19 protein-coding genes and 3 pseudogenes are annotated in these 24,494 nt (G+C 50.0%); 11 read left to right on the top strand and 11 right to left on the bottom strand.

Annotation, left to right across the window (positions count from 1 at the left end):
- Position 1 precedes the first annotated feature (1 nt).
- The 4 genes and pseudogenes from RGV33_RS16640 to RGV33_RS16625 all read left to right on the top strand — a co-directional run.
- The gene (locus tag RGV33_RS16640; protein ID WP_322145217.1) at positions 2-1,039 is read left to right on the top strand and encodes a zonular occludens toxin domain-containing protein; all 1,038 of its coding nucleotides are present in this window, start codon (positions 2-4) and stop codon (positions 1,037-1,039) included.
- Between the two features lie 53 nt (positions 1,040-1,092).
- The gene (locus RGV33_RS16635; protein WP_322145216.1) at positions 1,093-2,340 is read left to right on the top strand and encodes a hypothetical protein; all 1,248 of its coding nucleotides are present in this window, start codon (positions 1,093-1,095) and stop codon (positions 2,338-2,340) included.
- A 153-nt stretch (positions 2,341-2,493) separates the two neighbouring features.
- Positions 2,494-3,447 (top strand): lysozyme inhibitor LprI family protein, encoded by a 954-nt coding sequence (locus tag RGV33_RS16630; RefSeq protein ID WP_179291741.1) that lies wholly within the window; start codon positions 2,494-2,496, stop codon positions 3,445-3,447.
- A gap of 106 nt (positions 3,448-3,553) precedes the next feature.
- Positions 3,554-3,703, top strand: a pseudogene (locus RGV33_RS16625) (site-specific integrase); the annotation flags it as partial.
- A 639-nt stretch (positions 3,704-4,342) separates the two neighbouring features.
- On the opposite strand, the gene RGV33_RS16620 reads toward RGV33_RS16625, so the two are convergent.
- From RGV33_RS16620 to moaB, 8 genes and pseudogenes are all read right to left on the bottom strand, one after another.
- Positions 4,343-5,383, bottom strand: a complete 1,041-nt coding sequence (locus tag RGV33_RS16620; protein ID WP_322145215.1) for a DNA-binding protein — start codon at positions 5,381-5,383, stop codon at positions 4,343-4,345.
- A gap of 540 nt (positions 5,384-5,923) precedes the next feature.
- Positions 5,924-6,448 carry an antitoxin Xre/MbcA/ParS toxin-binding domain-containing protein gene (locus RGV33_RS16615; protein ID WP_322145214.1) on the bottom strand — a complete coding sequence of 175 codons (525 nt, stop codon included), beginning with the start codon at positions 6,446-6,448 and terminating at the stop codon, positions 5,924-5,926.
- 647 nt (positions 6,449-7,095) lie between these two features.
- Positions 7,096-7,899, bottom strand: coding sequence for an NAD-dependent deacylase (locus RGV33_RS16610; protein ID WP_322145213.1), 804 nt, complete (start codon positions 7,897-7,899; stop codon positions 7,096-7,098).
- A 596-nt stretch (positions 7,900-8,495) separates the two neighbouring features.
- On the bottom strand, positions 8,496-8,768 hold the full coding sequence (locus RGV33_RS16605) for a helix-turn-helix transcriptional regulator (protein ID WP_322145212.1): 273 nt from the start codon (positions 8,766-8,768) through the stop codon (positions 8,496-8,498).
- A gap of 874 nt (positions 8,769-9,642) precedes the next feature.
- Positions 9,643-10,080: a hypothetical protein gene (locus RGV33_RS16600; RefSeq protein WP_200625417.1), complete on the bottom strand. Its 438-nt coding sequence runs from the start codon at positions 10,078-10,080 to the stop codon at positions 9,643-9,645.
- 90 nt (positions 10,081-10,170) lie between these two features.
- The gene (locus RGV33_RS16595) at positions 10,171-10,419 is read right to left on the bottom strand and encodes a hypothetical protein (protein WP_322145211.1); all 249 of its coding nucleotides are present in this window, start codon (positions 10,417-10,419) and stop codon (positions 10,171-10,173) included.
- 377 nt (positions 10,420-10,796) lie between these two features.
- Positions 10,797-10,987: pseudogene (locus tag RGV33_RS16590) on the bottom strand (cytochrome d ubiquinol oxidase subunit II); the annotation flags it as partial.
- Positions 10,988-11,081: 94 nt separating this feature from the next.
- Positions 11,082-11,594 carry a molybdenum cofactor biosynthesis protein B gene (gene moaB, locus RGV33_RS16585; protein ID WP_416152076.1) on the bottom strand — a complete coding sequence of 171 codons (513 nt, stop codon included), beginning with the start codon at positions 11,592-11,594 and terminating at the stop codon, positions 11,082-11,084.
- Positions 11,595-11,847: 253 nt separating this feature from the next.
- Between moaB and mobA the strand changes: the two genes are divergently transcribed.
- From mobA to RGV33_RS16550, 7 genes and pseudogenes are all read left to right on the top strand, one after another.
- Positions 11,848-12,438 carry a molybdenum cofactor guanylyltransferase MobA gene (mobA, locus tag RGV33_RS16580; RefSeq protein ID WP_322145210.1) on the top strand — a complete coding sequence of 197 codons (591 nt, stop codon included), beginning with the start codon at positions 11,848-11,850 and terminating at the stop codon, positions 12,436-12,438.
- A 134-nt stretch (positions 12,439-12,572) separates the two neighbouring features.
- A pseudogene (locus RGV33_RS16575) lies at positions 12,573-13,424 on the top strand (LysR family transcriptional regulator).
- A gap of 228 nt (positions 13,425-13,652) precedes the next feature.
- Entirely contained in the window at positions 13,653-14,480 is an 828-nt protein-coding gene (locus RGV33_RS16570; protein ID WP_322145209.1) for a formate dehydrogenase accessory sulfurtransferase FdhD, read from the top strand.
- A gap of 144 nt (positions 14,481-14,624) precedes the next feature.
- Positions 14,625-16,703, top strand: coding sequence for a putative bifunctional diguanylate cyclase/phosphodiesterase (locus tag RGV33_RS16565; protein ID WP_322145208.1), 2,079 nt, complete (start codon positions 14,625-14,627; stop codon positions 16,701-16,703).
- Positions 16,704-17,134: 431 nt separating this feature from the next.
- Complete coding sequence (locus RGV33_RS16560) at positions 17,135-17,311, top strand: DUF2897 family protein (RefSeq protein WP_322145207.1); 177 nt, start codon at positions 17,135-17,137, stop codon at positions 17,309-17,311.
- A gap of 158 nt (positions 17,312-17,469) precedes the next feature.
- Positions 17,470-18,468 (top strand): GTP 3',8-cyclase MoaA, encoded by a 999-nt coding sequence (gene moaA / locus RGV33_RS16555; RefSeq protein ID WP_322148691.1) that lies wholly within the window; start codon positions 17,470-17,472, stop codon positions 18,466-18,468.
- A gap of 33 nt (positions 18,469-18,501) precedes the next feature.
- The gene (locus RGV33_RS16550; protein WP_322145206.1) at positions 18,502-19,407 is read left to right on the top strand and encodes a bestrophin family protein; all 906 of its coding nucleotides are present in this window, start codon (positions 18,502-18,504) and stop codon (positions 19,405-19,407) included.
- 225 nt (positions 19,408-19,632) lie between these two features.
- On the opposite strand, the gene clpB is transcribed toward RGV33_RS16550, so the two are convergent.
- The 3 genes from clpB to RGV33_RS16535 form a co-directional block, all read right to left on the bottom strand.
- Positions 19,633-22,236: an ATP-dependent chaperone ClpB gene (gene clpB / locus RGV33_RS16545; RefSeq protein WP_322145205.1), complete on the bottom strand. Its 2,604-nt coding sequence runs from the start codon at positions 22,234-22,236 to the stop codon at positions 19,633-19,635.
- Between the two features lie 48 nt (positions 22,237-22,284).
- Positions 22,285-22,812: a DUF1269 domain-containing protein gene (locus RGV33_RS16540; protein WP_322145204.1), complete on the bottom strand. Its 528-nt coding sequence runs from the start codon at positions 22,810-22,812 to the stop codon at positions 22,285-22,287.
- A gap of 447 nt (positions 22,813-23,259) precedes the next feature.
- Complete coding sequence (locus tag RGV33_RS16535; protein WP_322145203.1) at positions 23,260-24,300, bottom strand: cation diffusion facilitator family transporter; 1,041 nt, start codon at positions 24,298-24,300, stop codon at positions 23,260-23,262.
- Between the last annotated feature and the right edge of the window lie 194 nt (positions 24,301-24,494).

Raw genomic sequence — 24,494 nt, 5'->3', positions numbered from 1 at the left:
TATGGCTATTCACGGTTATGTGGGCAAGCCAGGAGCAGGGAAGACCTACGGTGTAACTGAACATGTGGTTATTCCGTCGCTCAAACAAGATAGGCATGTTGTTACTAATATTCCTTTGTCTGTTGACGATTTACTGGCTACTTTTGGCGGAAAAATTACTCAACTGCCAGCCGACTGGTATGAACATCCGGATTTATTCGAATTATTTCCGGCAGGCTGTGTTGCAATCATCGATGAATGCTGGAGACGCTGGCCCGCAGGCCAGAATGTAAACCATGCTAACTTTATTGATAAATCGTTGTTGGCTGAGCATAGGCACCGTGTTGACGATAAAAACAACTCTATGCGCGTCGTCCTGGTAACGCAGGATTTAGCTCAGATTTCCTCTTGGGTTCGTCTCCTTATTGAAACAACTTACCGAATCAGGAAGTTAAGTAAGAAAACGTATAAGGTTGATATTTATAACGGTGCTGTTACCGGTGATGCTCCGTCAAAGTCTAAGCTCGTCAGGACTACTGCCGGCACCTTTAAGCCATCTGTATTTGTATTTTACAAGTCGGCTACTCAGTCTAGTTCTGGTGCAGTCGGTGATGAGTCTGCTGCTGATGGTCGTGCAAGTATCTTGCGTTCATTTGGACTTTGGGCAACGGCTGGAGCTTTTGTCCTGTTCATGGGTTTAGGTATCTACGGTGTCAAAAGTTTCTTTTCCTCGGATTCTCCTGGTCTGGCTGAACCTATCACTTCAACGGCAAAGTCCAATAAACCTATTAAATCACCTGAGTCTCCAATCTCAACCACTTGGCGTCTTGTTGGCTTTATTCATCCGTCAAAGCCCGATCCATCGTCAAAGGTAGTTTCTGAGGCTCTTGCCCTAATAGCGGATAACAACGGAAATACACGGTACGTTTCTTTTTCTCATTGTCGATATTTTCCGGACTTTACCGAGGCTTATTGCTTGGTTGACGGATTCAAGATTACTAATTGGTCATTAAAAAAACCTAACCCAATTACAGGTGGGTTAATTGGGGGTGGTCTTTAGCGTAGCGCTAAGACCGACCCCGATTAATCAACCAGTGCCCTGGAACTCATGTCATGAATACCCTTAAGTCCCTGTGCCGCCTCTACGTTGCTGCATTCTTATTTTTCTTTGTTTCCTTTGCCCAGGCAGAAACCGCTCCCCAGCAACTGACTTTTGATTTTCAGACCATTCAGGTTTCGTCAGCACTACAACTTTTGGCCGATTATCGCGGCTTGAATCTTGTTTTAGATGAGAACATCCGTGGTTCACTTTCTATGCGAATGAAGGATGTGAGCTGGGATGAGGCAATTGAATATGTGACGTCTCTTAAGGGGCTTTTATATACAGTCGAAGGTAATTTTCTACGTGTTAGTGCTTATCCTCGTCCAGGTGATTCATACTCAGCAAATGCTTATGCACCTGGTCAAGATCAGAAAATACACACCGGCGCGTCTTTTGCCGTCAATTCCTTTGATATTTCGATCCTCAAGGTACATAACATTTTGGCGTCGGATGCAATAAAAGCGTTTCCTCTCGATCCTGGTGAGACTCTGTCTTTTGAGGACGGTTCTTCGATCATCGTTGCCAGAATGAGTAAGGCGCGTTTAGCTCAGCTTAAAACTCTGATTGCCGCTGTCGATTACTCGCGTAAGCAAGTCATGATCGAGGCTCGGATAGTTGAAGTAGATCGCTCCTATTCTAAAAACTTAGGAGTGGAGTGGGGCGGTTCTATCGGTAGTGGTGCTGGAACTGTTGTGGGTTCTGTCCCTTTAGGGCTCTCATCTGCTGCTGTCGCAGGTGTCGGCATTGTTTCAAGGGCAGTGAGTCTTGATGCAACATTGAGTGCTATGGAGCAGCTTGGTAAGGGCAGGGTGATCTCCAGTCCTCGGGTTTACACATCTGACCGGCATCAGGCCAAGATCGTAAAAGGCTCTCAGGTTCCTTACCAACAATCTGCCGGTGAGGGCTCAACGTCGATTTCTTTTAAAGAAGCTGCTCTGTCTTTGGACGTCACACCTTTAGTGAACGAGAAGGGTGTTTTGCTTGATGTCATTCTGTCGAAGAATGAGCCGGATTATTCGAACGCAATGAATGGGGTGCCACCTATAAAGACAACGTCCCTAACGTCGCGTGTTTTTTCCGGATTCGGCCAGACAGTTGCTTTGGGGGGTGTTTACTCAGACGTTGAAAGCACCGTGACTAAGGGTGTGCCTTTCTTTGGCAAAATCCCTGGCTTCAAGTGGCTTTTCACTAGTAAGTCCAAGGTTTCTACCAGTACGGAGCTTGTTCTTTTTCTGACACCGAGGCTGGTTGATCGATGATTTAATATAACTAAACTAAAGGACTATTTAGTATAGTTATAACTGGATCTTCTTAAGGAGAGAATAATAGCAGGATTTATCCCCTATTTATTCATTTCCCTGCTGTGACTTGAGCTAATGTGGGCTGCTAAACAGCCGGGAAATGGTCCATCTATGAGCCGCACTCGAGATATTATCCAAGAAATCTCAGAAATTCGTCAGCGCCGTCGCTTCGGGTCCTCCATGACAGAGTTACCCATCCGACTTTCGGCTATGGCGCAAGCATTTGAAGCACGAAAGGACGTAGATCCTGAGTTTATTAAGTATTTCCCTGTCGCTTTAATAGCGTGCATCGAAGGTTACTTTCGAATGGTGATCCAGGAGCTTATAGACGCTGGAGAACCATTTTTGAGTAATGCTGAGGCGACAGGACAAAAGATTGATTTTTCAATCTTAAGAGCAATCCATGGCAAGACAATCACTGTTGGTGAGATGGTTGCTCACAGTGTTTCAATCAGTAGCTTCGAACATATAAACAAGTGGCTTGGAATTCTTTTAGGGAAAGATTTTGTCGTGGCTTTGCGCACAGTCCACGATCGTTGGGCTGTAGAAATACTAAATGAACCTTTAGCACCTGTATTGCAAGATCCAAATAGAGTTTTTGCAGGAGTAAAACGTACATTCGAACTGCGGCACATTATTTGTCATGAGATTGCTTCAGCGTATGAAATCAACTCACAGGAAATCGAGTCGTGCTTTGAACACTGCATCGCGTTTTTAAAGGCTTCGGATGAGTTGATAGCTGAAACGCTTTTCCCAGGCGCACCTTTGACGCAAACAGATATGAACATTGCTGCGGGTGAATCTCTTCAGTATCAAACGCAGATTATGGAGACTGCCATTGCCAAGCTTAGGAGCGATTTTGAAATCTCAGATGAGCAAAATCACCTTTTTGAAGAATCGCAACGAGCTTGGGAAGCATACTCTGACATCTGGGGAAATTTTACTGCTGGAGGTAGCCGCGCTGAAGGTGGAACTATTTGGCCGCTGATTTATGCAAAGGCCCGTGAAGAAACGGTCAAAAAGCGTATTGAAGAGATTGCAGAGTACGAACCTTTAGGGCGATGAAAACGGCAGTGCCTAGCTTGAAATCTGACCTCCACTGACCCTGACACCCCAATACGAAGGTTCGCATAATGTATATTATGTTAAATTGAAGATCACAGCGTAGATGTGGGACTACGTGCTTGAGACTGCGGAGGCAATGGCTTCAGCTGAACCACTTCGACATGAACGTACCCTCTTCATCCTGGCTACTCTTTTTGCCATGTATCTCCGGATCTCTGATCTGGTAGGCCGATCGAACTGGCTTGCGACTGCGCGATTTTGAAACCTTCCGAGTCTGAATTCCCCTATTGCTTCCCTTGTGTTCGCAAATTTGAAACTGTGTGGTAAAAATTTGTACAAATGTGCAACTCTAGTGATTGGTTCTGCACGTTTCCTTGTCCATTTCTTTCGGCAGACGAAACGCCGCTGAGCGTTGCAGCTCCGAGTTTGAAGCTACGCTGTCGGATGTATGTATCTTTGAGATCGCACGCATGCAGTCCTCGGAAATAATTCTTGGTTCGGAACCTGAAGTAATCGTGAGAACTGACGCGTTTTACACGGGACCGACGAATTACTTCCGAGCCTTGAGTGCACATCTGGCCCAAACGTCGCAGCTTACACCGCACCGATTTTTTTCTTCCAAAGTTCATGCCGAGTGATATCTCCTCGCGTACTTTTCATATGGCCAGGGGCCTGTGGCTCAGGTTTTCGCTGTCTGCGGCAGCTTCCTTCGAAAAGTGTGATGCCCGGACGGTTATTCATCTCCTCCCTAATTTTTTGAAGCAGAAGGATGTTTCCTAGCGGGTCAGCCGCATCACAACCCAAGACCAGGTGGCTTGCTCCGAAACATGTCCTAAATCTCAGGCAGCTCTCGGAGCTATGCCGGCGCATACAATCTCGATGTTGGCTCCACCGGCTAAGGTTCATTCACTTCTTTTGGTTGTTGTTGAGTTTCAGAAAGTTGGGGAGCAGTATTTTTGGGTCGATGAGCTTCGCCCGCCAACTTGTGAGCACGCAGTTCTTTCTCAAGCGCTTGAACTTTAATTTCAACGGAGCTCCGCAAACTGGTGGCTTCCTCGAGCTGCTTGCTTAGCAGAATGATTTGCCCTTGTGCCCTCCCAGTTGCAATTTTCTGGGCTGTTTCTGCTTGGCGTGCCGAATCGAGCAAGATTCGCTCATTTCTTAGAGAGTCCTGCAACTCATGCACCTTCTCGGTCAGGTTGCCGACTTCAGAGGAAAGGCGTTCGGCATCGCGGTTCAATACCAGGTTTCGTGCGGTCGTATCCTGATGCGCGAGGTTCGCAGAGGATAACTGGTTGCCCGACTCTCTGAGCTCAAGCCTGATGCCTTCCAAGGCGGAGTTGAATGTGTCCTGATCCCTCCGCCGGTTCTCACCCATCAAATCCTGATAGGCGATAAATGCATCCTGCGAACGGGTTAGATCGCGCTCCAACTTACTGGCGCGTGTCTCGAGTAGAACCCTGGCCTGCTCGGTATGTGCGAGGCTCCTCGCCTGAGCCGTAATCTCAGTATTAGCACGGTTGTTCTCGCCAATAACCTTGGCGCACTCGTCGGCCTGGTACTCACATTTCTGATCGACTTCCGTCAGCTGGGCCTTCAGCGCATCGTAGTCCTGCTGGACTGCCTCAAGATCACCGTTGGCTTTGTCCAGCAGTTTTTCGTTCTCTGCGGCGGCGCGGGTGATGGTTTCCTTGGCCTGTAGCTGTAACTCAGCATGCAGGGCCTTTACCAAGGCACCGAGACGCTCTTGGGTGCGGTCGCCGGGGCCGAGCATATCCCTGCCCTCCTCATCCAGCTCCTTCATGAACCTGTTAACCGTGCTAATAGAGCCGCCGGTGATTTCCAAAACGTTGCGTTGTGTTGGCGTGATGCCGCGGCTTAAAAGGTGCTGTCGGGCGGCACTGACTGATTCCTTCGTTGCGACCTCACGCGACATCGCTTTCTCCTCGAACAAAGTGGTTAACAAAACAAAAATGCGACACTCTTCCCGCACAGACAGAATTGCTGACCTTTTGACCTTTCTCGAGGGAGAGAAATTGCGTCACCGATGCAGTCCTTATAATTCTGATTGAGAGATGACAACCATGAATTTTTTTGTCTTATCGAAACGAAATTGAGCTGCCTGTTAAAGATGAAAGTACACCTCTGATCAAAACACTTTCTGGACGACCTGGACTTTGAACGGTTTGGGATGAGAGCTACGTTGGCGCATGGAAATCCTAACGCTAAGGATGATCGCGTTCGCTTAAACATACGCGGACACCGTCGCACTTAACGCTGGAGTTCGATATGTGACTTGGCCGGACGGTTACAGTAGACCTCTCTTCAGGCACGACGAATCCGTAGCGTAGGGATTGGGCGAAGAGCCAGTTCTTGCGGCTAAGAGCTCTCTGAATCGGGGCTGAGGGCAGCGGGGTTGACATAGCAATTATGGACTGACGGCTTATGGCTGCTCTTTTAGTCGATACGGATGCAATCAAGCTACGCCTCCAGAGTCTAAAGCACGGAGTGCCCGGCGGACTTGCCGAGCACCAATTTCAGTCTCGCAGAGCAGGATTGGTGCGTTCCCGGCCAGGGCCTTGTTCGCCCTTGTCATCCATTGCACTACGGCATCTCGGTCCTCAAAGACTCTTTCTGCCAAGTGTGAAACGGTTGCTATACGATCCATGCGCTCGGACACGGCGGCATCAAGGGCTCGGTGCTCACGAACTCGTCGTTCAAGCGTTGTCATCGAGGTATTGAGGAGAACACTCAAGGCGTGTTCTTGAAGGTTAAAAGTTCGGCGCATGGCCTGAAAAAGATGGGCTGGAAATCCGTTCTTAATCTGGGTCAGTCGCTCAGAATCCCTAAGTGCGAAGCGACCGGAACTGAAGGCCCAAAACTCCTCGGCCCCTAAGTTACGCAACCTCTCATGCTTTCCACTTTGGCGCCGCTCAGGTGCTGAAGTGCTCAATGGCTCTACTCCTTCACGCGGGAAGCAGGATTTTGATAATCCTATCATCGGGTGTCAGCAGTCGAATACGTTTTAAGCGCTTCGCAGGGGGGCCAATTTCATGCGTCTTTTAAAGGGGATGACCGCCCTCCTCTTTGATCCCGATTTCCGCCTATCAGGATTGGCGGAAATCCGGAACCACACGAGATCCATTCAACTGACTGACCGTTCTCACCTAAGTTTTTGGTGCCTGACGAAGGGCTAACCGTGTTACGTCGACTTCTTGCTAAAAGCACCCGCTTGCATCGGATTATCACTCAGTCCTGGTGAAGCAGCATGCAATGTCGAGAGTCACCCTATCTACCGATGCCTGGATTCACCAAAAAAGTCACCCCTGACAACCAAGCCAAGTTCTTCAGAGTTAGCTTGGTCACTTTCATCGAAAAGACTCTGTATGCGCCGCTCTTGTTTTATGTAAGCAATCGTTCCGAAGAAGCAGCCCTCACAGAGGTGGATTTCATAGCGTTCGCCATCATGTTTGGTACCAAACCCCCAGTGCGCTTGGAGAGTAGCGAACTGAAACCCGCCAGTCTCCAATCGGGTCGAGCACCTGCACACGTCGCACTTTACGTCGGTGATTGCCTCAATCTCGACTCGCTCAATAATCTTCATCGCTTGCCTCAAGACTAACCGCAACGCGGTCGGTTTTTTACCATTTATAGGGCATCGTCAACTTCAATTATTGGACCTTTTACTGGAGCCGAATCATTGACGGCTAGCAGTAGGAGAGGCAGTACCTTCGCTGCCGAGCCTACCAGCATTAACTCGTTCGGGTTACCCAGAGCCACATCTGACAGGTTCACATGGATGACCGTTGCACCCGCTGCCATAGCGATTTCGGGAATATCAGCCGCAGGGCGGACAACGCCCGAGGTGCCGACAGATATCAGAACGTTGCAGCTTTTTACTTCAGCCATCGCTGTTTTCCACGCTCCGTAAGGGAGATCTTCCCCAAACCAAACTACCCCGGGCCGGAGCCGACCGTTGCAGCGCAGACAACGAGGTGGTTGGATTAACTCAAATTCATCTGAGATCGTCGCTTGCTCGTTTGTCAGATCCGCAGGACGCTTGCATGCGAAACAGATCGGTGTGGTCAAGCTTCCATGGAGGTGCAATACATTTCGAGAGCCGGCACGCTCATGCAAGTCGTCAATATTCTGAGTTACCACAAAGACACTCCGCCCTGAGTCGGCCAGGCGCGTAACCACTTGGTGTGCGGCGTTCGGTTTTGCTTGCTTCGCCTGATTGCGGCGCCATAGGTACCAACCCCAAACCAAAGCAGGATTTTCTCGAAACGCGGCCGCCGTTTCGAGGCGCTGTGGATCATGCTTCGCCCAAAGCCCCGTGAGCTTATCCCTGAAAGTGGGAATACCGCTCTCTGCTGAAATACCTGCACCCGTGAAAAATACAACCTTTCTAGCCGCACGAAGAGCTTGTATAGCCCTACTCATGTCGTCCATCTGATCAGCCTCTGTTCACATATTCACGAATAACCGCGCATCGACGCTAAATCCCGATTCCGTTGCCGACAAATACAGGGTGGCGAAAAGGGGCTCGGGAACCGTACTGCATCGACATCACTGCCCTCCTCGTCAATTCGGCCTCAGCCTTACATGCGTTTGTGCTTTAGCTATCGGCACTTAAAGCTGCATACGTTGCGCGCGAGCCAACAGTAGTGCAACGCGCTCCACTGCTTCGATCATCTGAGGAAAAATATGCCGCAGCTTTGAAATGATCATACTGGCCATCAAGGATGGTGGGTTTTTGCAGTGTAAATCGGGGAATAGCGGCGTCAGCCCATAGGCATTTCGTTGTAGAAGGGGCCGACTTAGACATTGGGGGCTTGACACATGTCCATGCTATTACCCTAAAACCGAAAGCTGCGGCTTCAATTTTCCAGCAGCCAGAAATGCATTGTGCCCTATAGTATTCATATTTTAAATGCCGAAATGTGAATGGCTAACGCACACGAAAAGCGCTCCACTACGATCTAAGCTCGAAATACTGGCGGCTAAGCTGCCTGGGGTCCGCTAATTTCTCTTCGCTTGGCCCAAAATCAAGACTCGATTTCTTTGATGACTTGCTTAAACAGTGATGCGAGATCCGCTTCAGGCTCAAGAACCAAAAACATCTCCACTATGAGGGTCAACGGGTGGATCCCGGTACGTCTGGCGAGTTCGACTGCCTTTTCTAAGGTGACGTTCTTAAGTCCCCTTTCCAGGGTGCTCAGGTAGGTCCTGCTGCTGATTTCGTGAAAATCTTCCTGAGTCAGTCCCCGCCGCGTACGTGCATTACGCATCGCAATCCCAAAGGCTTTTTTGACTTCCATTACCGTTCCTCGCAAAAGGAACGATGAAGCCTTCTTGAGCACTATAGGACTACAATCTATAGTGTTCATTTGGCTAGAATCAGCATGCTCGTGTGATTCGCAACCGAAACCTTCCCGTACGCATCCTTACGTCGGGCTAGTCCTTGCTGCTCATTACAGCAGCCATAACTCACTTATCACGGTGCCTTGAGTGATTTTTGTTTTTGACCCAACCCATCGAGAGGTTCGCACCTGGACACACGGCGAAATCGAAGGCCCTTGTTTCATAGCTACCATCACGTCTATGCGCACGGGTGAGAGAAATCGCGCTGCAGTGATCGAATGCGCGTATGAATTGCAGCACTACCTTTCCGTGGTGAAAGACGTAGTGGTCGAGCATGTCCACATGATGTGCCCTCCGACGGTCAGCGGTCGAAGTGAATGGGCTCTTGAGAAGCTTGAGAGCATCGTTGTCTTTCAGGGGGTCGCAACTAACGCAAACGCGGTTGTTTACCGTACCTCCATCGCAAGCTACAAGATCGGCGACCTAGATTTGCGGAAAAAAAAGAGCTCACGAGTTTTGTATTCGCCTCAGCATCTCCAAAACCACACACCATCGCGTGAGCTGAAAAGGTTCCAGGGCAATAGCCGGTGCCTCTACGGTCCTCTATGGCAGAAGTAGCTGATTTTAAGGTTGGGACTCGGGAGGTTAGGAAGAGGCTATGAGGTCCCGCATACCTCGAAGAATTCAACACTCAAACGACCAGTCACATGATCGAAAAGAATCTATGTGTCTTAACGTGTCGAACCATAGCCTCATACCCGGATAAAACGCCACCTTGGAAGACCCGATTGATCAGCACCATGCCTCAGTTGGTATGCGGTCAGTAGCCAGCTACTTGACTACTGATGAATCCTTTGCGATTACGGCGGCATGAATGGCTTCGGTCATCGTGTTATTGACCTCAATGAGGCGCTGCATCTCATCCTGAATTTTCAAAAGCGCTTCAGCGTCCTTATAGGTCTGCAGCGCTTGCTTGTCTGAGGCGGCGGCCGCTACTTTTTGGCCCACCATGATGACGGAGAGCAAGACTAACTGTAGAAATGTCTGGGCAATCCAGGCAATCAGCGTCGAGATCCCCCCCTCGATGGCTGAGGGTAAGCTGATAAGGGCAATCACCCCAAAAATATAGGCACACCACATGGTGCCAACCGCATTGGTGATGAGCAGAGCGATGCGCCCATTTAGTCCCAATTGCTCTTGTGACGTCAGGTGCGGTCCTGTTTTTTCGCGCTCCTTAATTCGTAGAAGTGAAAGGCGTTCGAATTGCATATTTGAACCTCCAATAGACATTCAGCGATGTACGATTGATGAAACCCACTACAGAGATTGGTAGCTAATTACCTTGGCAGCTAGCCCGAATTATCGAGGCAGAAGGTTCGCCCAACGATCCGCAGCCTCTTGCGCTTCTTTAAATGCCTGATCGTAACTCTCCCAGTGATCACCTTCTACAAAAGCCATGAGCTGAGGCTCTACATGTGACCTTACCAAAGTCAACGTTGCCCCGACAGGGATATCGAGTGGTGGGCTCCAACTGAAACCAATCTGCACGATGACGCCCTTTTTAGTCTTGTACTCAACGGGATGCGATTTATCAATGCGTACCGACATTTGTCTGTCCTCGATCCAGCGCTAGGCGTGAGTAACAACTAGCTGAAATTCAGTAAAAGATTCGGCGCTAACGTCAGCGCCGGATCTTTACCCTGTAAAACTGACCTTCAATGGGTGGTCATACCAGCCATATGCACCATCCAGCGAAAACTGCAATCACACTAGCTAGCCAAATAGCGACCAGCCAAGACACCCGCTTGTACTAGGGTCCAAATTGGCATTGCGTCACAGATACTTCAGAAGGCTCCATGGACCAACTCCATCGTTAGTGCTGTGGCGGCTGCCAGCATGATCAGCGATCCTAAATACAGTAGGCTTAACCGCGCCACCTACTTGTAAAAAGGTATGTTTTTTCAGCAGCTTGATGTGTGGCGCTATTAATGGTGGCCATCGCCGATCCTCACTTTTCCGCGGAACACGAAGTAGCTCCAGCAGTTGTGCATCAAGATGATCGGCAGGATGAATAAGGTGCCAATCAGGATGAACAACTGGCTGGAAGGCGCGATGCATCGTCCCACAAGCTGATGGACGGTGGGACTATGTTCGGCCAGGTGCTGAACGCAAGACCGATGGGCAAACCTGCGCATGGCGATTTCCGGGTGTAGTCACAGCAGTTTGGCGGTTGCATCTTCCACTGACATGAGTGGTGCCTGACTCATCCCCTAACCCCGCAGAGTTGCACAGATTTGAGATGAGGGTCCATGACGCGCGTCCAACTGTTCTGTCAGGATTCCTCCCCAGGCAGTTCTACACGCGCCTGTCGAGCCCGGCAAACAGCAGGCCAGTGTGCCATTTGCTAGTCCAGCCAACGCTCGACTCTGCACGGTAGAAGTGCCAATATCGAGGATGGATATCGCCCTAAACAATTCACCAAAACCATCGATTTGCTTATCTAGCGAAAAGCTCGCTGCCTCAGGCGTACTATCGCGGCCAGTTAAGCCAGTTCCCCCAGTAATGAACACAACCTGAATTTGATCGTCAGCGATCCACGTCGCGATCTGAGCACGGATTTTGTACAGATCATCTTTGAGCAGGTTACGCTCACTCAGAATATGACCCGTTTCAAGCAATCGACCAACAAGCAACTGTCCAGAAGTATCGTTGGGATATTCTCGAGTATCACTGACAGTCAGCACTGCTATACTTAACGTTGTAAACAACGCATTCGATTTCACTCTAACTTCATTCTCCGGCAGGCGGCAATGAAAACAATTCCCACAGACTAAAGGGCTAAAGCAGTCGTTGTCTAATCGTTCTGACCAACCATACCATCGAACGTATCTATCGAGATATTTTTCCAAAAAACAACTGAGCCATAAGCGATTTTTCACTGATAGGGCCAACTGATTGATTGGTCGAGACTTACTATTGGACGGACACGAAAGGCAGTGAGATCCTCTACAAACCTAATTATCCGTACTCTAAACAATGAAACTTACGCACTCCATCGCAGCATCATGTGCTCCCTGCTCAGTGTTACTACTTGCTGGTGGGCGTGGGGCGCGTATAGGCGGGCAAGATAAGGGGCTGCTGCCTTGGAAAGGCAAACCGCTCATCGAGCATGTGCAGGCTATCGTTCGCCCCTTCACCGATGATTTGATCATCTCCTGCAACCGTAATGACATTACGTATCGGACCTATGCCGATCAAACGGTCAAGGACTCACAGAAGAACTTCCCAGGCCCTCTGGCTGGTGTTCTGGCAGGTCTGGCTGCTGCGCATCATGGCTGGCTATTGGTTCTCGCCTGCGATGCACCAAAAATAGACGCTCCCCTAATCAAGGCCCTGCTTGAAGCCCGCTCTGCATTCGCCTCACCGCTGATGGTGCAGCAGGGCGAAAAATGGCAACCCATGTTTAGTATGATCCCCAAAGTATTATTGGCGGGGCTACAGCAAGACTGGAATGATGGAGAACGAAGCTTATTACGTGCTCTTTTGAGGCACCACCCAAAGGCGTTGATATGTGCCGAGGACGACCCACGTTTGAGTAATTTCAACACCCCCGAGCTACTTAGTTAAGTTCTATCTGTGCCCATCAAAAAATTGCACACTATTTCCCTAAAAGGGGTCGGCTCAGGATTTTCAAGCACTCCGTGGGCCCTGAACACCTGCGTCAACACTGAAATGATTTTTATCCCTCAGCAGGTGCTATTTTGGACATCAAACAGCTCAACTTTCTCATCGCATTGAAATAGACTCGTCACTTCGGACAGGCTGCTACGCGTTGCACACTACTCAGCCAACACTGCAATGCGCCTGTGCAATCTTGAGGACGAACTAGGTCTGTTGTCACTTGAGGTCAGCGCTTTGAAGGTTTCACCAAGGCTGGTGAACGAGTATTAGCACGGGCAAGAACACTGCTGGCGGCCCACGATGCTTTGTTTGCCGAAGCCGCTACGTGCCGTGGCCAGTTAGTAGGTAATTTACGCCTAGGCCACGCCCCACTTAGCGGTTTTAATTCCAATACGTTTGCCGAGCTAAAGTTCAGTCTGTCATCTATTAGTTCAGACCGCATCATCGAGGGTGTTGGCAATAATCAATTAGTTCTTGGTATCTGTTATCTTAATCATGTGAACCCAGACTATTTTGACTATTCTTGAAATAGGAAAAACTCACGTAGACTTGCTGTATGACACTCGCTACTTCCATTTCGAAGGAACAGAAATGAGCTGGTGGGGATTCCACCGAGTTGCCACTGGGGATGATCAGCAATGGGATGCACTATCGAAAATTCGTCGTCCTGAGTTTCCGTAGTCGCGAGCTTAACCCACAACCAATACTCGAAATCGACTCGTCCTTTCAGTTGTTTCAAGCAGCTCACGAAGGCTTTTGCTGTGCCAGCATGCCACCAGACACGGGCTGGGCAAGCCCTCTTCAGAGCTTAGCTTTTTTCGATCTGCCAGATGCAAGTGTTCTCGTGCCATTGGGCGTCGTTATGCGTAAGCTCAGCAATCGCCGAGAAGTATTTTGCCGAAGCAAGAATGCTTTTCACACTAAAGAACTGACAGAAGGTGAATTTGGTTTTATTTATACGCTGCTGCCTGATAGCCAGCGGCGTAATTTTTAACGTTCAGATTGAAAAAAATGGCACTTCAATTTCTGTAAAATTAATGACTTATGAATACTTTTGATGCTTGATAGATAACAACAATCACTATATCAAAACAAGCGATTGGACGCGATGCTCGGCTGTCCGTAACGTGATCAGAATATAGGGTATCGAGTGTTTTGACATGCCTTGCCGAATCTATGAGCCTTCTGATCAGAACGATGCAAATGCTCCGGCACCAAAGCCTCTGACCGTGAGGTATCATGAGTATGGTTCGCCTGCACTGGTCTTAGACGCGGCCTTAGCATCTGAAATCGCTTTAGCCATCACTTATAATGGTCTGAATCAGGCCGTAATGATGGTGTCCCCTGGCAACATCGAGGATTTCATCCGAGGTTTCAGCGTTAGCAACGACTTCGTTGAAGGCCTGAACGAAATCTACGATATCCGTCTCTCTCATTTTGACCAGGGTTGTCAGGCAGATGTACTGATCTCAAGTCGCGCGTTCTGGGCAATGAAAGACCACCGGCGGCAATTGGCGGGCACTAGTGGCTGTGGATTATGCGGAGTTGAGGCGCTGGAGCAAGGACTTCAAAAACTTGATATTCTCCCCCTCACCACCCTTCCTCCTGCAGCACATTTCCTAGGCCTACGTGAGCGTATAGAGAAAGCCCAGATAATGGGTAAAAGCAGTGGCGCTCTGCATGCGGCGCTATACTTCGATGCTAACGGCCTAGCACTTTTATGTAGAGAAGATATCGGACGCCATAACGCTCTGGATAAATTGATAGGTGCTATGCAATATACGCAAGTCGATGCTCGTTGCGGCTTCATTGTAGTGACAAGCCGATGCAGCCTTGAGCTAATTCACAAAGCGGTAAGGGCTAAATTTGGAACCTTGGTCAGCTTGTCAGCACCAACGGCATTAACCGTGCAATGGGCTCTAAAGTACCGCCTCAATTTAATTCATGTCCCTTATCGAAGCGTACCTCGGGTTTATAGCCCAATATAATTTTGGTCCGCCAATAATAAACGCAGATTTAAGTTTCATGTTTTTGACATGACCTTTGTATATTAAACTCGTGATCGGTGAAGGGTTTCCGACCCGTTTGGATGCATCAACCTAATTGTTGGCCTCATCAGGAAAGGGGTATTTATGCTTATCAGTAGTTATAACAGCGTTTTCGTCGCTTTTTCTCTGATTGTTGCCATTCTTGCCTCTTACACGGCTCTCAACATGGCGAGTCGCGTGTCCAGTTCAACCGGAGGCTCATCAGTTTTATGGCTGATCGGCGGATCGTTCGCGATGGGGTTTGGTATCTGGTCGATGCATTTTATCGGAATGCTCGCATTTAATCTGCCAATATCCTTAGGGTATGACGTACCACTTACACTGCTGTCGTTACTGATTGCCATCGCCTCATCAGCTTTTGCCCTCTGGCTGGTCTGTCTGGAGGATCTACCTTGGGCTCGGCTTAGCTTAGGTGGTTTGCTTATGGGAATCGGCATTGCTGCCATGCATTACACCGGGATGGCAGCAATGTTGATGACGCCGAGTGTGATCTATGTACCCTGGATATTTTTCCTATCTATTGCTATTGCGATTCTTGCTTCAGGGGCTGCCCTTTGGATTGCTTTCCGTCTACGTAAAATGTCAAAAAGGACTACGTATGCACGTTTAGGTGCGTCACTCTTAATGGGTTGCGCCATTGTCGGTATGCATTACACCGGAATGGCGGCTGCGCAGTTTCCTACTGGCAGTTTCTGTGGCGCGTCGAACAACGGGATCGATACTAATTGGTTAGCAGTACTGGTGATCGTAGTAAGCCTGGCGGTATTCGCCATCGCGCTGATAATTTCCATGCTGGATGTACGCACTAATCTGTTAGCAACCTCACTCGATAATGCCAACAGCGAACTGATTCAGCTAGCATTGCATGACAACCTTACCAAGTTACCCAATCGTGTCCTGCTGAATGATCGATTAGAACAAACTATTCAAAAAGCTGCGCGAGAAAATCGCTATTTCTCAGTGTTATTCATGGATTTGGATGGTTTCAAGACCATCAATGATGTGTACGGACATCACGTTGGCGACCTGCTCCTGATAGAAGTCTCACGGCGAATTTTACACACCAAACGCTGCGAGGATACCGTCGCACGCCTAGGTGGCGACGAGTTCGTGCTATTGATTGATCCGGGGGATCCTGAAGATACAGCGGCGCTGGCACAAAGGCTGATCGAGAGCATTGGCACCCCCTATAACATCTCTCATCATACCCTACACATATCAGCGAGCATTGGTATTGCATTGTTCCCTAATGATGGACTTACCGCGCACGAGTTAATGATCAGTGCAGATGCTGCGATGTACCACGCCAAGGAAGTGGGTCGGAATGGTTACTGCTTCTTCGAAAGCGCGATGAACATCAACGCCCATGAGCAGATGCAACTTCAACATGACATGCGTAAGGCACTTGAGCAAGACGAATTCCTGCTGTACTACCAACCTAAAATGCTCGCCCCCAACGGTCCGATGATCGGCGTTGAAGCTTTGTTACGTTGGCGAAGTCCTGAACTCGGCCTAATCCCGCCCGATCGATTTCTACCACTTGCGGAAAGAACCGGTTTGATTATTCCCATTGGAAATTGGGTAATTGACGAAGCCTGTCGACAAATACGTGAATGGCACGACGAAGGCCATCAGGACTGGAGTATTGCGATAAATTTATCCACAGTTCAGCTGGGGTATCCCGGCCTAGTGAAAGTCGTGCGTGAAGCACTGGAGCGTCATTCGCTTAATCCCCAACACCTGATTCTTGAGGTTACAGAATCTACGGCCATGCGGGATGCTGAGGCTAACCTGGTGATATTGGAGCAACTATCAGCATTGGGACTGAGCATTTCCATCGACGATTTTGGGACTGGCTACTCAAGCCTGCTCTATTTGAAACGATTACCCGCCGATGAACTGAAAATCGACCGCGGATTTATAACCGAGCTGGCTCAAGGTAATGATGACGCAGCGATTGTTTCAGCAATTATTGCACTTGGGCATACGCTAGGACTGAAAATTGTGGCTGAGGGTGTGGAGACAGTAGAGCAACAGGAGTTACTTACCCGTTTAGGTTGTAATACGTTACAAGGTTTTTTGCTTGGCAGTCCTTTACCAGCTGATCTGCTGCTCAAAAGCCTGACTGTAGCGACACGTGTCGACCACGCAGTGAAAGATTGAACTGCTTCAAACTAGTTTTCACTTCAAATCGTTTAGGGGCTAGCCCAACATAACGCTATACCATTTGGGAATGCCCCCATCCATTACCCATCGCTGCAGTAGGAGCGGCAGTTACCTACTCCACATAGATCCTTAAGTGCGAAACTGCCGCATATTGCCTCTGCTTAGAGCTTGTGTCGCGACATCTTCCTCAGGGTACGGGGTGTCTTGGGATTTAGATTAACCGGTAGGCAAGTCATCGCCTGTGCAGAGTCACAGCCTAGCGTTAGGCTACCGGCGCTGACCAGTCGTCATAGCCCCAGCAGGACTGGGCTCCCTGCAAAACCATTAATAGAAGACACATCTGCTACCGTTCTAGACTAAAGAAAGAGCGCACCAACCAATCATGGACGCTTGATCAGAAATACTACGTACGAACACAGGAGAGCGTTATGCCTTGGTACGCCTGGTTGATTACTGCCATTGCGTTTTTATCGATCATCGGAGGTTTGCTGATTCTGCGAGATACCGCGCATAGGATTGAGTTGACCGTTGAGCAGCGTAAACGAGTGGAGGAGCGTAATGCCGAAATGGACGCTAGGGACGCTGAAAACGTCGAAAAGCGCTAACGAATCTTGAGCCGTCGAACCTGGAATACCGTGCCGTTTGACGCCTCTCGGCCACCTGCCTATGCTTAAGTTTCACCCCTCCTCTCCTAGATTGGCTCCAAAGCATGCTTTCGCCTCGACACCGATAATCACAATGAAAAGGTACGGCAAAAGTGGACATACCAAACAATGAGCTAGTCGACAGCTTCAATCGCAAAATCACGTACCTCAGAATGTCGGTGACTGATCGCTGTGATTTTCGTTGTGTTTACTGCATGGCAGAAGACATGCAATTTCTACCTCGTCAGAGCATTTTGACGCTGGAAGAACTGTTCCAAATAGCACAGCAATTCGTGGCTTTGGGCGTGCATAAAATTCGACTGACGGGCGGAGAACCAGTCGTACGAAACGGCATTGTTAAATTGTGTGATCAGATCGCCGCATTGCCAGGCCTGAGAGAGCTGTGCATGAGTACTAATGGCTCACAACTCCCCCACATGGCGAAACCCTTGCGTGATGCCGGCGTATCTCGCCTGAACATCAGCCTGGACAGCTTGAATAGCCAGCTTTTCAAGACACTGACAAGAACAGGCGATCTAAGCCGCGTGATTGCTGGAATCGATGCCGCCCTTGCCGCCGATTTTCGCCACACCAAACTTAACTGTGTAGTGCTCAAGGGACGTAACGATACGGAAGTGGTTGACCTGGTGCGATTTGCCATCGATAGACAGCTAGACATTTCCTTCATTGAAGAAATGCCTCTGGGCGTCATCACTGAGCACCAGCGCAATGAGTCCTACTGTTCAAGTGACGAGGTTCGAGCGCGTCTGAGCGAAGTCTTCACTTTGATCGAGTCAGCCGAATCCACCCAGGGCCCATCCAGCTACTGGCGGATCACGGAAGCACCCAATATCAGAGTTGGCTTCATTTCACCCCATAGCCATAACTTTTGCGGGAGCTGTAATCGGGTGAGAGTAACGGTCGAAGGTCGACTGCTGCTGTGCCTGGGTAACGAACACTCCAGCGATCTGAAACAGATTCTTCGCAGCTACCCTGCAGATAGCGAGCGGCTCGACAGAGCCATCCGTGAGGCTATAAAGCTGAAGCCCTTCAGCCATCATTTCGAAACGAATGGCGACGTACAAATTCTTCGCTTCATGAATATGACGGGTGGCTAACTCCTAGTCCTTTCATTCCTTTGCGGGGCAGCCATGATCGTTCATCCCAAGCCAAACATGCTAAACGTTCTGGTTACGCTGAAGGGATCTATCGCTAAACGTATCATTCGGCGAAGCATCATGGTGACCGTCTTGGCGTCCATCATCGTATTGATTGAAAGTATGCATCCTGCTTTCTTCTCACGCGTCAACGCCACACCTTTCACCCTACTAGGCCTGTCACTGTCCATCTTCATGAGCTTTCGCAATTCCGCCTGTTACGATCGGTGGTGGGAGGGACGCAAGGAATGGGGAAGAATCATCATCGAAGTGCGCTCTTTCATCCGCGAGAGCTGTGTCATTCAGGACACTGAGTTAAGGGAAAGGATGCTCCTGGGATTGTGTGGGTACGCTCATGCGCTTAACGCAAGGCTTCGCAATGAGGATGAGCTGAAAGCTGCTCGACCTTGGGTACCTGGCCTTCTGATCAAGATCACCCCGACCTTTAACATCAGCGATGGCATTTTGCAAGAAACCGGTAGGGAGTGTTCACGCCTGGCTCAAGAAAACATCATCAGTGAGTGGCGATATGTGACGCTGGAGCAGCGATTAACGGGCTTGTGTGAGGCCCAGGCAATTTGCGAGCGTATTAAAAATACCCCCCTTCCCTTTCCATACACATTGCTCCTGCACCGCACTATCTATCTCTTTTGCATACTGCTGCCCTTCGCGCTGGCTGAACCTTTAGGATGGATTGCGCCAATTTTCACTGCGATAGTCAGCTATACATTTTTTGGACTTGATGCCATCGGAGATGAGTTGGAGGATCCTTTTGGACGGGATGAAAACGATCTTCCCACTGATGCCCTTGTTCGAGCGATTGAACGAGATGTCCTAAGTGCAATTGGCCGTACCTATATCCCTCCTCCACTCCAACCTGTTGACTATGTCCTAAGCTAAAAGGCGTACCCGCCCAATCCTTAACTGTTGCTCTTCGTTCAAGGTAAAAAGCTACTGCGAGCCGATCGACAGTCCTGACATGGGCGTCTATCACTCATGCCGTCTTTAATTTTTTAACCCATTATTTCTTCTCATCTACTGATCGCGGATAACCTGCGTTTTAGCTTGCAGCATCAAAGGAATTTGACTAGCGCGAGCATTCCCCTCGGCGTTCGATCCAGGTTTTCAGTCTTCATCGTCGTCCATGATCCTGATGACCTTTCCATTGAACGTGAGGCCGTCTTTCCCGACTGAAATCATCACTGTCGAGTCATCATGCACCTCTCCCGCAAGAAGCAATTCGGCGAGTGGGTCCTGCACATAGCGTTGAATGGCGCGCTTCAGTGGACGGGCGCCGAACGCTGGATCCCAACCTTTTTCCGCCAACCAGTTCTGCGCCATCGCATCAAGCGACAGAACGATCTTTCTATCACCAAGCAGCTTTTTCAGGCGAGCGAATTGAATGTCAACAATGCGGCCCATTTCGTTTTTCTGCAGACGATGGAACAGTATAATTGCATCGATCCGGTTGAGGAATTCTGGACGGAAGTGAACGCGCACCATCGCCATAACCTCCTCGCGCACAGCACTGGTCTTCTCGCCTTCTGGTTGATTGACGAGGTATTCCGCGCCGATATTGGACGTCATGATTATCAATGTGTTGCGGAAGTCGATCGTACGTCCCTGACCGTCAGTCAGGCGCCCGTCATCGAGTACTTGCAGTAGAACGTTGAAAACATCCGGATGCGCCTTCTCTATTTCATCGAAAAGCACGACCTGATAGGGCCGCCGACGTACCGCCTCGGTCAATGCCCCGCCTTCGTCGTACCCCACATAACCAGGAGGAGCACCAATTAGCCGCGACACAGAATGTTTTTCCATGAATTCGGACATGTCGATGCGAACCATCGCAGTCTCGTCATCGAAGAGAAACTCAGCGAGTGCCTTGGCTAATTCTGTTTTCCCCACACCTGTTGGTCCAAGGAACATGAAGGAACCTATAGGGCGATTGGGATCCTGCAAACCAGCTCGGGCTCGCCGCACCGCAGTGGAAACAGCACGAATAGCTTGGGCCTGGCCGACTATGCGCTTGCCGAGTTTTTCCTCCATATGAAGAAGCTTGTCCTTTTCACCCTCCAACATTTTTGTAACCGGCACACCAGTCCAGCGCGAAACCACATGAGCAATGTCGTCGGCGGTCACGGTCTCACCAATCGAGGAAGTCTCCGTAGACTCGATGGCTGCCAACTTCTTCTCCAACTCGGGGATGGTGCTGTAGGACAGTTCACCGGCCCGCTGAAACTCGCCCTTGCGCTGAGCATTGGCAAGCTCGGTACGATATTGCTCCAGTTCGCTTTTGATTTTTTGGGCGTCGGAAAGTTTGCCCTTCTCCGCCTGCCACTTGGATGTCAGATCGGCCGAACTCTTTTCCAAGCCGACAAGTTCTTTTTCCAAAATTTGCAATCGTGCCTTCGAGCCCTGATCACTTTCCTTCTTGAGCGCTTCCTGCTCAATCTTGAGGCGAATAATGTCCCGATCAAGCGAATCAAGCTCTTCAGGCTTTGAGTCGACCTGCATTTTCAGGCGCGCAGCTGCTTCGTCGATCAGGTCGATGGCCTTGTCCGGCAGGAAGCGATCCGTGATATATCGGTTCGACAGGGTAGCGGCCGCCACAAGCGCCGCGTCAGAAATTCGGACACCGTGGTGGAGTTCGTACTTTTCCTTCAGGCCGCGAAGGATCGAGATAGTATCCTCTACACTCGGTTCAGGAACAAATACCGGCTGAAAGCGCCGAGCAAGTGCGGGGTCTTTCTCCACATGCTTACGATATTCATCGAGCGTTGTGGCCCCGACACAATGTAATTCTCCGCGAGCAAGCGCAGGTTTCAGCAAGTTAGAGGCATCCATCGCACCGTCAGTCTTGCCTGCCCCAATCAGTGTATGCATTTCGTCGATGAAGAGAATGATGCCACCCTCCGCAGAGGTTACCTCCTGCAGCACAGCCTTCAGACGTTCTTCGAACTCCCCCCTGTATTTCGCACCCGCAATAAGAGCGCCGAGATCAAGGGAGAGAAGTTTTTTATGATGAAGACTTTCTGGCACATCACCGTTAATGATGCGAAGAGCAAGTCCCTCGACAATGGCCGTTTTACCAACGCCAGGCTCGCCGATCAACACCGGGTTATTCTTGGATCGGCGAGAAAGTACCTGCACGGTGCGCCGGATTTCCTCATCGCGGCCGATTACTGGATCAAGCTTTCCGTCACGCGCTTCCTTGGTAAGGTCGCGGGCGTATTTTTTTAGAGCATCATAGGTATTTTCGGCTGAGGCGCTGTCCGCCGTACGACCCTTTCGAAGTGCGCTAATTGCCGCCGTCACCGCCTGAAGATTCACACCGCAGTCGGATAGAAGCTTACTGGCATCGCTGCTGCGATCCTCGACGAGAGCCTGGAACAGCCGCTCTACTGTGACATAGCTGTCTCCTGCTTTTTCTGCAATTTTTTCTGCTGCGTCAAATACACGGGCGAGCTCGGACGCCATGTAAACCTGCCCTGCCCCAGATCCCGAAACCTTCGGCAGCTTCGCCAAAGCATCTTCGACCGCGGCATGGACAGTGCGAGAGTTCCCGCCCGAACGGTCGATCAGGCCCGAAACTAGGCCTTCGGTATCATCCAGCAATACCTTGAGGAGGTGCAGGGCGGAAAATTGCTGATGCCCTTCTCGCATAGCGAGCGATTGAGCCGACTGGATAAATCCCTTCGCACGGTCTGTAAATTTTTCAACGTTCATTTCAATCACCCTTTAGAGTAACGTTGAGGATTATCGGATATTCAGCTTTTAGATAGACGAAATCTCAGCGGTTGCAGAACTCCCAAAAGCTGGGGAGGCTGCAAGCGCGTCCCTCAAGGCCTGCTCCTTGGTATGATCCAGGGAGGTTTTGAGTACCGTACCGCCCGACCCCCTCAACTCCTCCAGCACCTTATCGGCGGTCATTCTGCGTATCAGCAGAAAGAGTGCTGCACTTTCCGGTTTTAGCGTCGTAGCAAGCTCCCTCATGAATCCGTCATTTATCCCGAAGTCATTCAGTGCCCCACTCAAGGCACCAGACGCTGCGCCGAGTGAAGCGCCGAGAAGAGGCATTAGAAAGAGCGAACCTATCAGAAGCCCCCAGAAGCCCCCGGAAACCACACCGACCGCAGTGGTGTTGATCAATTGGATCAGCTTTACCCTGCCGCTATCCTGCTTGACCGCGATCACTGCGTCGGATAGTTCGATTAGGTACTCCTTTTGCAGGCTCAGCAACTTGTGCCTTATTACCTCAGCCTTTTCTTCGGTTGGGTAAACGATAACGACCAGAACGGACATGACAATCTCCTACGGTACGAGTAATCGACTTCAGCTAATCTTGTAATTACATAGCAATGTCCACGCCAGCACAAAAATATATTTATAATCAGCAGGTTGATGATTTTCCTTCCTCTCGCAGCAGACAGTCTATCCACTACTTAAGTACAAACTGTCCCCTCTCAGTCTTCCTTACGGTCAAGCTTCCAAATGAAGTCGCCCTGTACTCAAGAGCGGCGTGAGGCCTGAGGCGAAAGAAGATCCTGTTTTCTCCGTCTACTACATGCTTGAGGCTTAAAAACCATAGCTGAGTGACTACTACCACCCATCCACTATAGTCATAGCCGATATCTTCGTCGGCAGAAATCAAACTGGTTCCAGACGCCCATCCAGATAGCCAATTTTGGGTCTGCAGTTGGCTTTTTGGCACTCTTTGCCGTTGTGGCCTCAGCACGGCAGAGAGTGTCGTCATCGAGGGGGCAATTCGCAGATTCCGAATCTCTTCTTACGCGCACTTTCGAATTGGCCAAGCGTTTGCGGCTTGACGAACAAGGCAGTGACCTCTGGATACGCGGCACGTACCTTTTGCTCTATCGTAGCAACGCACTCTTCGATCTGCTCCGTTAGTAAGCCTGGATCAAATTCGATGCTAAGAGCGACCAATGCCTGATCAGGTGCAAGCTGTGCTGTCAATGCGCTGTTCGCATGGATCACACCGGAGTGCTCCTGAGCGATCAGGCAAATGGCCTCAACGAGCGCCGGTGTCGCCCTTTCCCCGATCAACAGGCTCTTGCTTTCGATCGCAAGCAGTAACGCCGTGATTGCGAGTACGACTCCGATTAGGATCGAGGCAGCCCCATCGAGAACCGGCATTTCGAGCTTTTCGGCTGCAGCGATACCGATCGCTGCAATTGCAATGCCGATCAGCGCTGCGCTGTCTTCGAACACCACCATAAATGCAGGAGGATTCTTGCTTTGGCGAAACGCCTTCCAAAAACCGATATCACCTCGGGCCCTGGCCAAAGTGCGCCAACCGATAATCCAGGACGCGCCCTCGAAAACGAACGAGAGGGCCAGAACCGCATAGCTAATACTGGTGTATTCAAGGGGCTGTGGAGTAATCACATGCCGAACCCCTTGGTAAATCGAGACACCAGCGCCAAGCGCAAAAAGTAGCAACGCGACGATAAAGCTCCAGAAATAGAGTTCCCGACCGAATCCAAGGGGATGCACGAGATCCGGCCTTCGTGTCGCACGATAATAGCCGTAAAGAATAAGTCCTTCATTGCCGCAATCGACAACTGAGTGCACGGCCTCGCTGAACATCGCGGCACTTCCGGTCACCGCCGCAGCAGCCAGCTTGGTTATCGCCACTGCGATATTGCCGGCCAACGCGGCATAGACGACGATTCTGGTTGAGTGTCGCTCGTGTATGAGCGGATCAGAAATGGCTGCGGACACGGTCAGCTCCTTCGAGAAAAGAGAAATACGCCCTACGCCTTTATTCATAGCACCCGCTGTTTGATATGGCGAACGGATCCGCCGCACAAAATGGACGACGCTTGAACGCTCAGCGCAAATCTAGTCACTGAGGTCTTCCCGCGTACTCTGTCCCTTTTTAAAGCTGGCGGCAGGAGATGACATGTGAACGCCCCCCCTTCTCCCACAGCAGCAAAATTGATGCCGTTACCAAGGCTAACCAT

This window comes from Pseudomonas sp. Bout1, assembly GCF_034314165.1.
Classification (GTDB): Bacteria; Pseudomonadota; Gammaproteobacteria; order Pseudomonadales; family Pseudomonadaceae; genus Aquipseudomonas.
The sequence above is the reverse complement of the archived record's forward strand: the minus strand, read 5'-3'. Positions and strand labels throughout refer to the sequence as shown.

Excerpts from the sequence above, each read along its gene's own strand:
- RGV33_RS16640 (WP_322145217.1), top strand. The coding sequence starts at position 2 with ATGGCTATTCACGGTTATGTGGGCAAGCCAGGAGCAGGGAAGACCTAC.
- RGV33_RS16635 (WP_322145216.1), top strand. The coding sequence starts at position 1,093 with ATGAATACCCTTAAGTCCCTGTGCCGCCTCTACGTTGCTGCATTCTTA.
- RGV33_RS16630 (WP_179291741.1), top strand. The coding sequence starts at position 2,494 with ATGAGCCGCACTCGAGATATTATCCAAGAAATCTCAGAAATTCGTCAG.
- RGV33_RS16620 (WP_322145215.1), bottom strand. The coding sequence starts at position 5,383 with ATGTCGCGTGAGGTCGCAACGAAGGAATCAGTCAGTGCCGCCCGACAG.
- RGV33_RS16615 (WP_322145214.1), bottom strand. The coding sequence starts at position 6,448 with ATGATAGGATTATCAAAATCCTGCTTCCCGCGTGAAGGAGTAGAGCCA.
- RGV33_RS16610 (WP_322145213.1), bottom strand. The coding sequence starts at position 7,899 with ATGGACGACATGAGTAGGGCTATACAAGCTCTTCGTGCGGCTAGAAAG.
- RGV33_RS16605 (WP_322145212.1), bottom strand. The coding sequence starts at position 8,768 with ATGGAAGTCAAAAAAGCCTTTGGGATTGCGATGCGTAATGCACGTACG.
- RGV33_RS16600 (WP_200625417.1), bottom strand. The coding sequence starts at position 10,080 with ATGCAATTCGAACGCCTTTCACTTCTACGAATTAAGGAGCGCGAAAAA.
- RGV33_RS16595 (WP_322145211.1), bottom strand. The coding sequence starts at position 10,419 with ATGTCGGTACGCATTGATAAATCGCATCCCGTTGAGTACAAGACTAAA.
- mobA (WP_322145210.1), top strand. The coding sequence starts at position 11,848 with ATGAAACTTACGCACTCCATCGCAGCATCATGTGCTCCCTGCTCAGTG.
- RGV33_RS16570 (WP_322145209.1), top strand. The coding sequence starts at position 13,653 with ATGCCTTGCCGAATCTATGAGCCTTCTGATCAGAACGATGCAAATGCT.
- RGV33_RS16565 (WP_322145208.1), top strand. The coding sequence starts at position 14,625 with ATGCTTATCAGTAGTTATAACAGCGTTTTCGTCGCTTTTTCTCTGATT.
- RGV33_RS16560 (WP_322145207.1), top strand. The coding sequence starts at position 17,135 with ATGCCTTGGTACGCCTGGTTGATTACTGCCATTGCGTTTTTATCGATC.
- RGV33_RS16550 (WP_322145206.1), top strand. The coding sequence starts at position 18,502 with ATGATCGTTCATCCCAAGCCAAACATGCTAAACGTTCTGGTTACGCTG.
- clpB (WP_322145205.1), bottom strand. The coding sequence starts at position 22,236 with ATGAACGTTGAAAAATTTACAGACCGTGCGAAGGGATTTATCCAGTCG.
- RGV33_RS16540 (WP_322145204.1), bottom strand. The coding sequence starts at position 22,812 with ATGTCCGTTCTGGTCGTTATCGTTTACCCAACCGAAGAAAAGGCTGAG.
- RGV33_RS16535 (WP_322145203.1), bottom strand. The coding sequence starts at position 24,300 with ATGAATAAAGGCGTAGGGCGTATTTCTCTTTTCTCGAAGGAGCTGACC.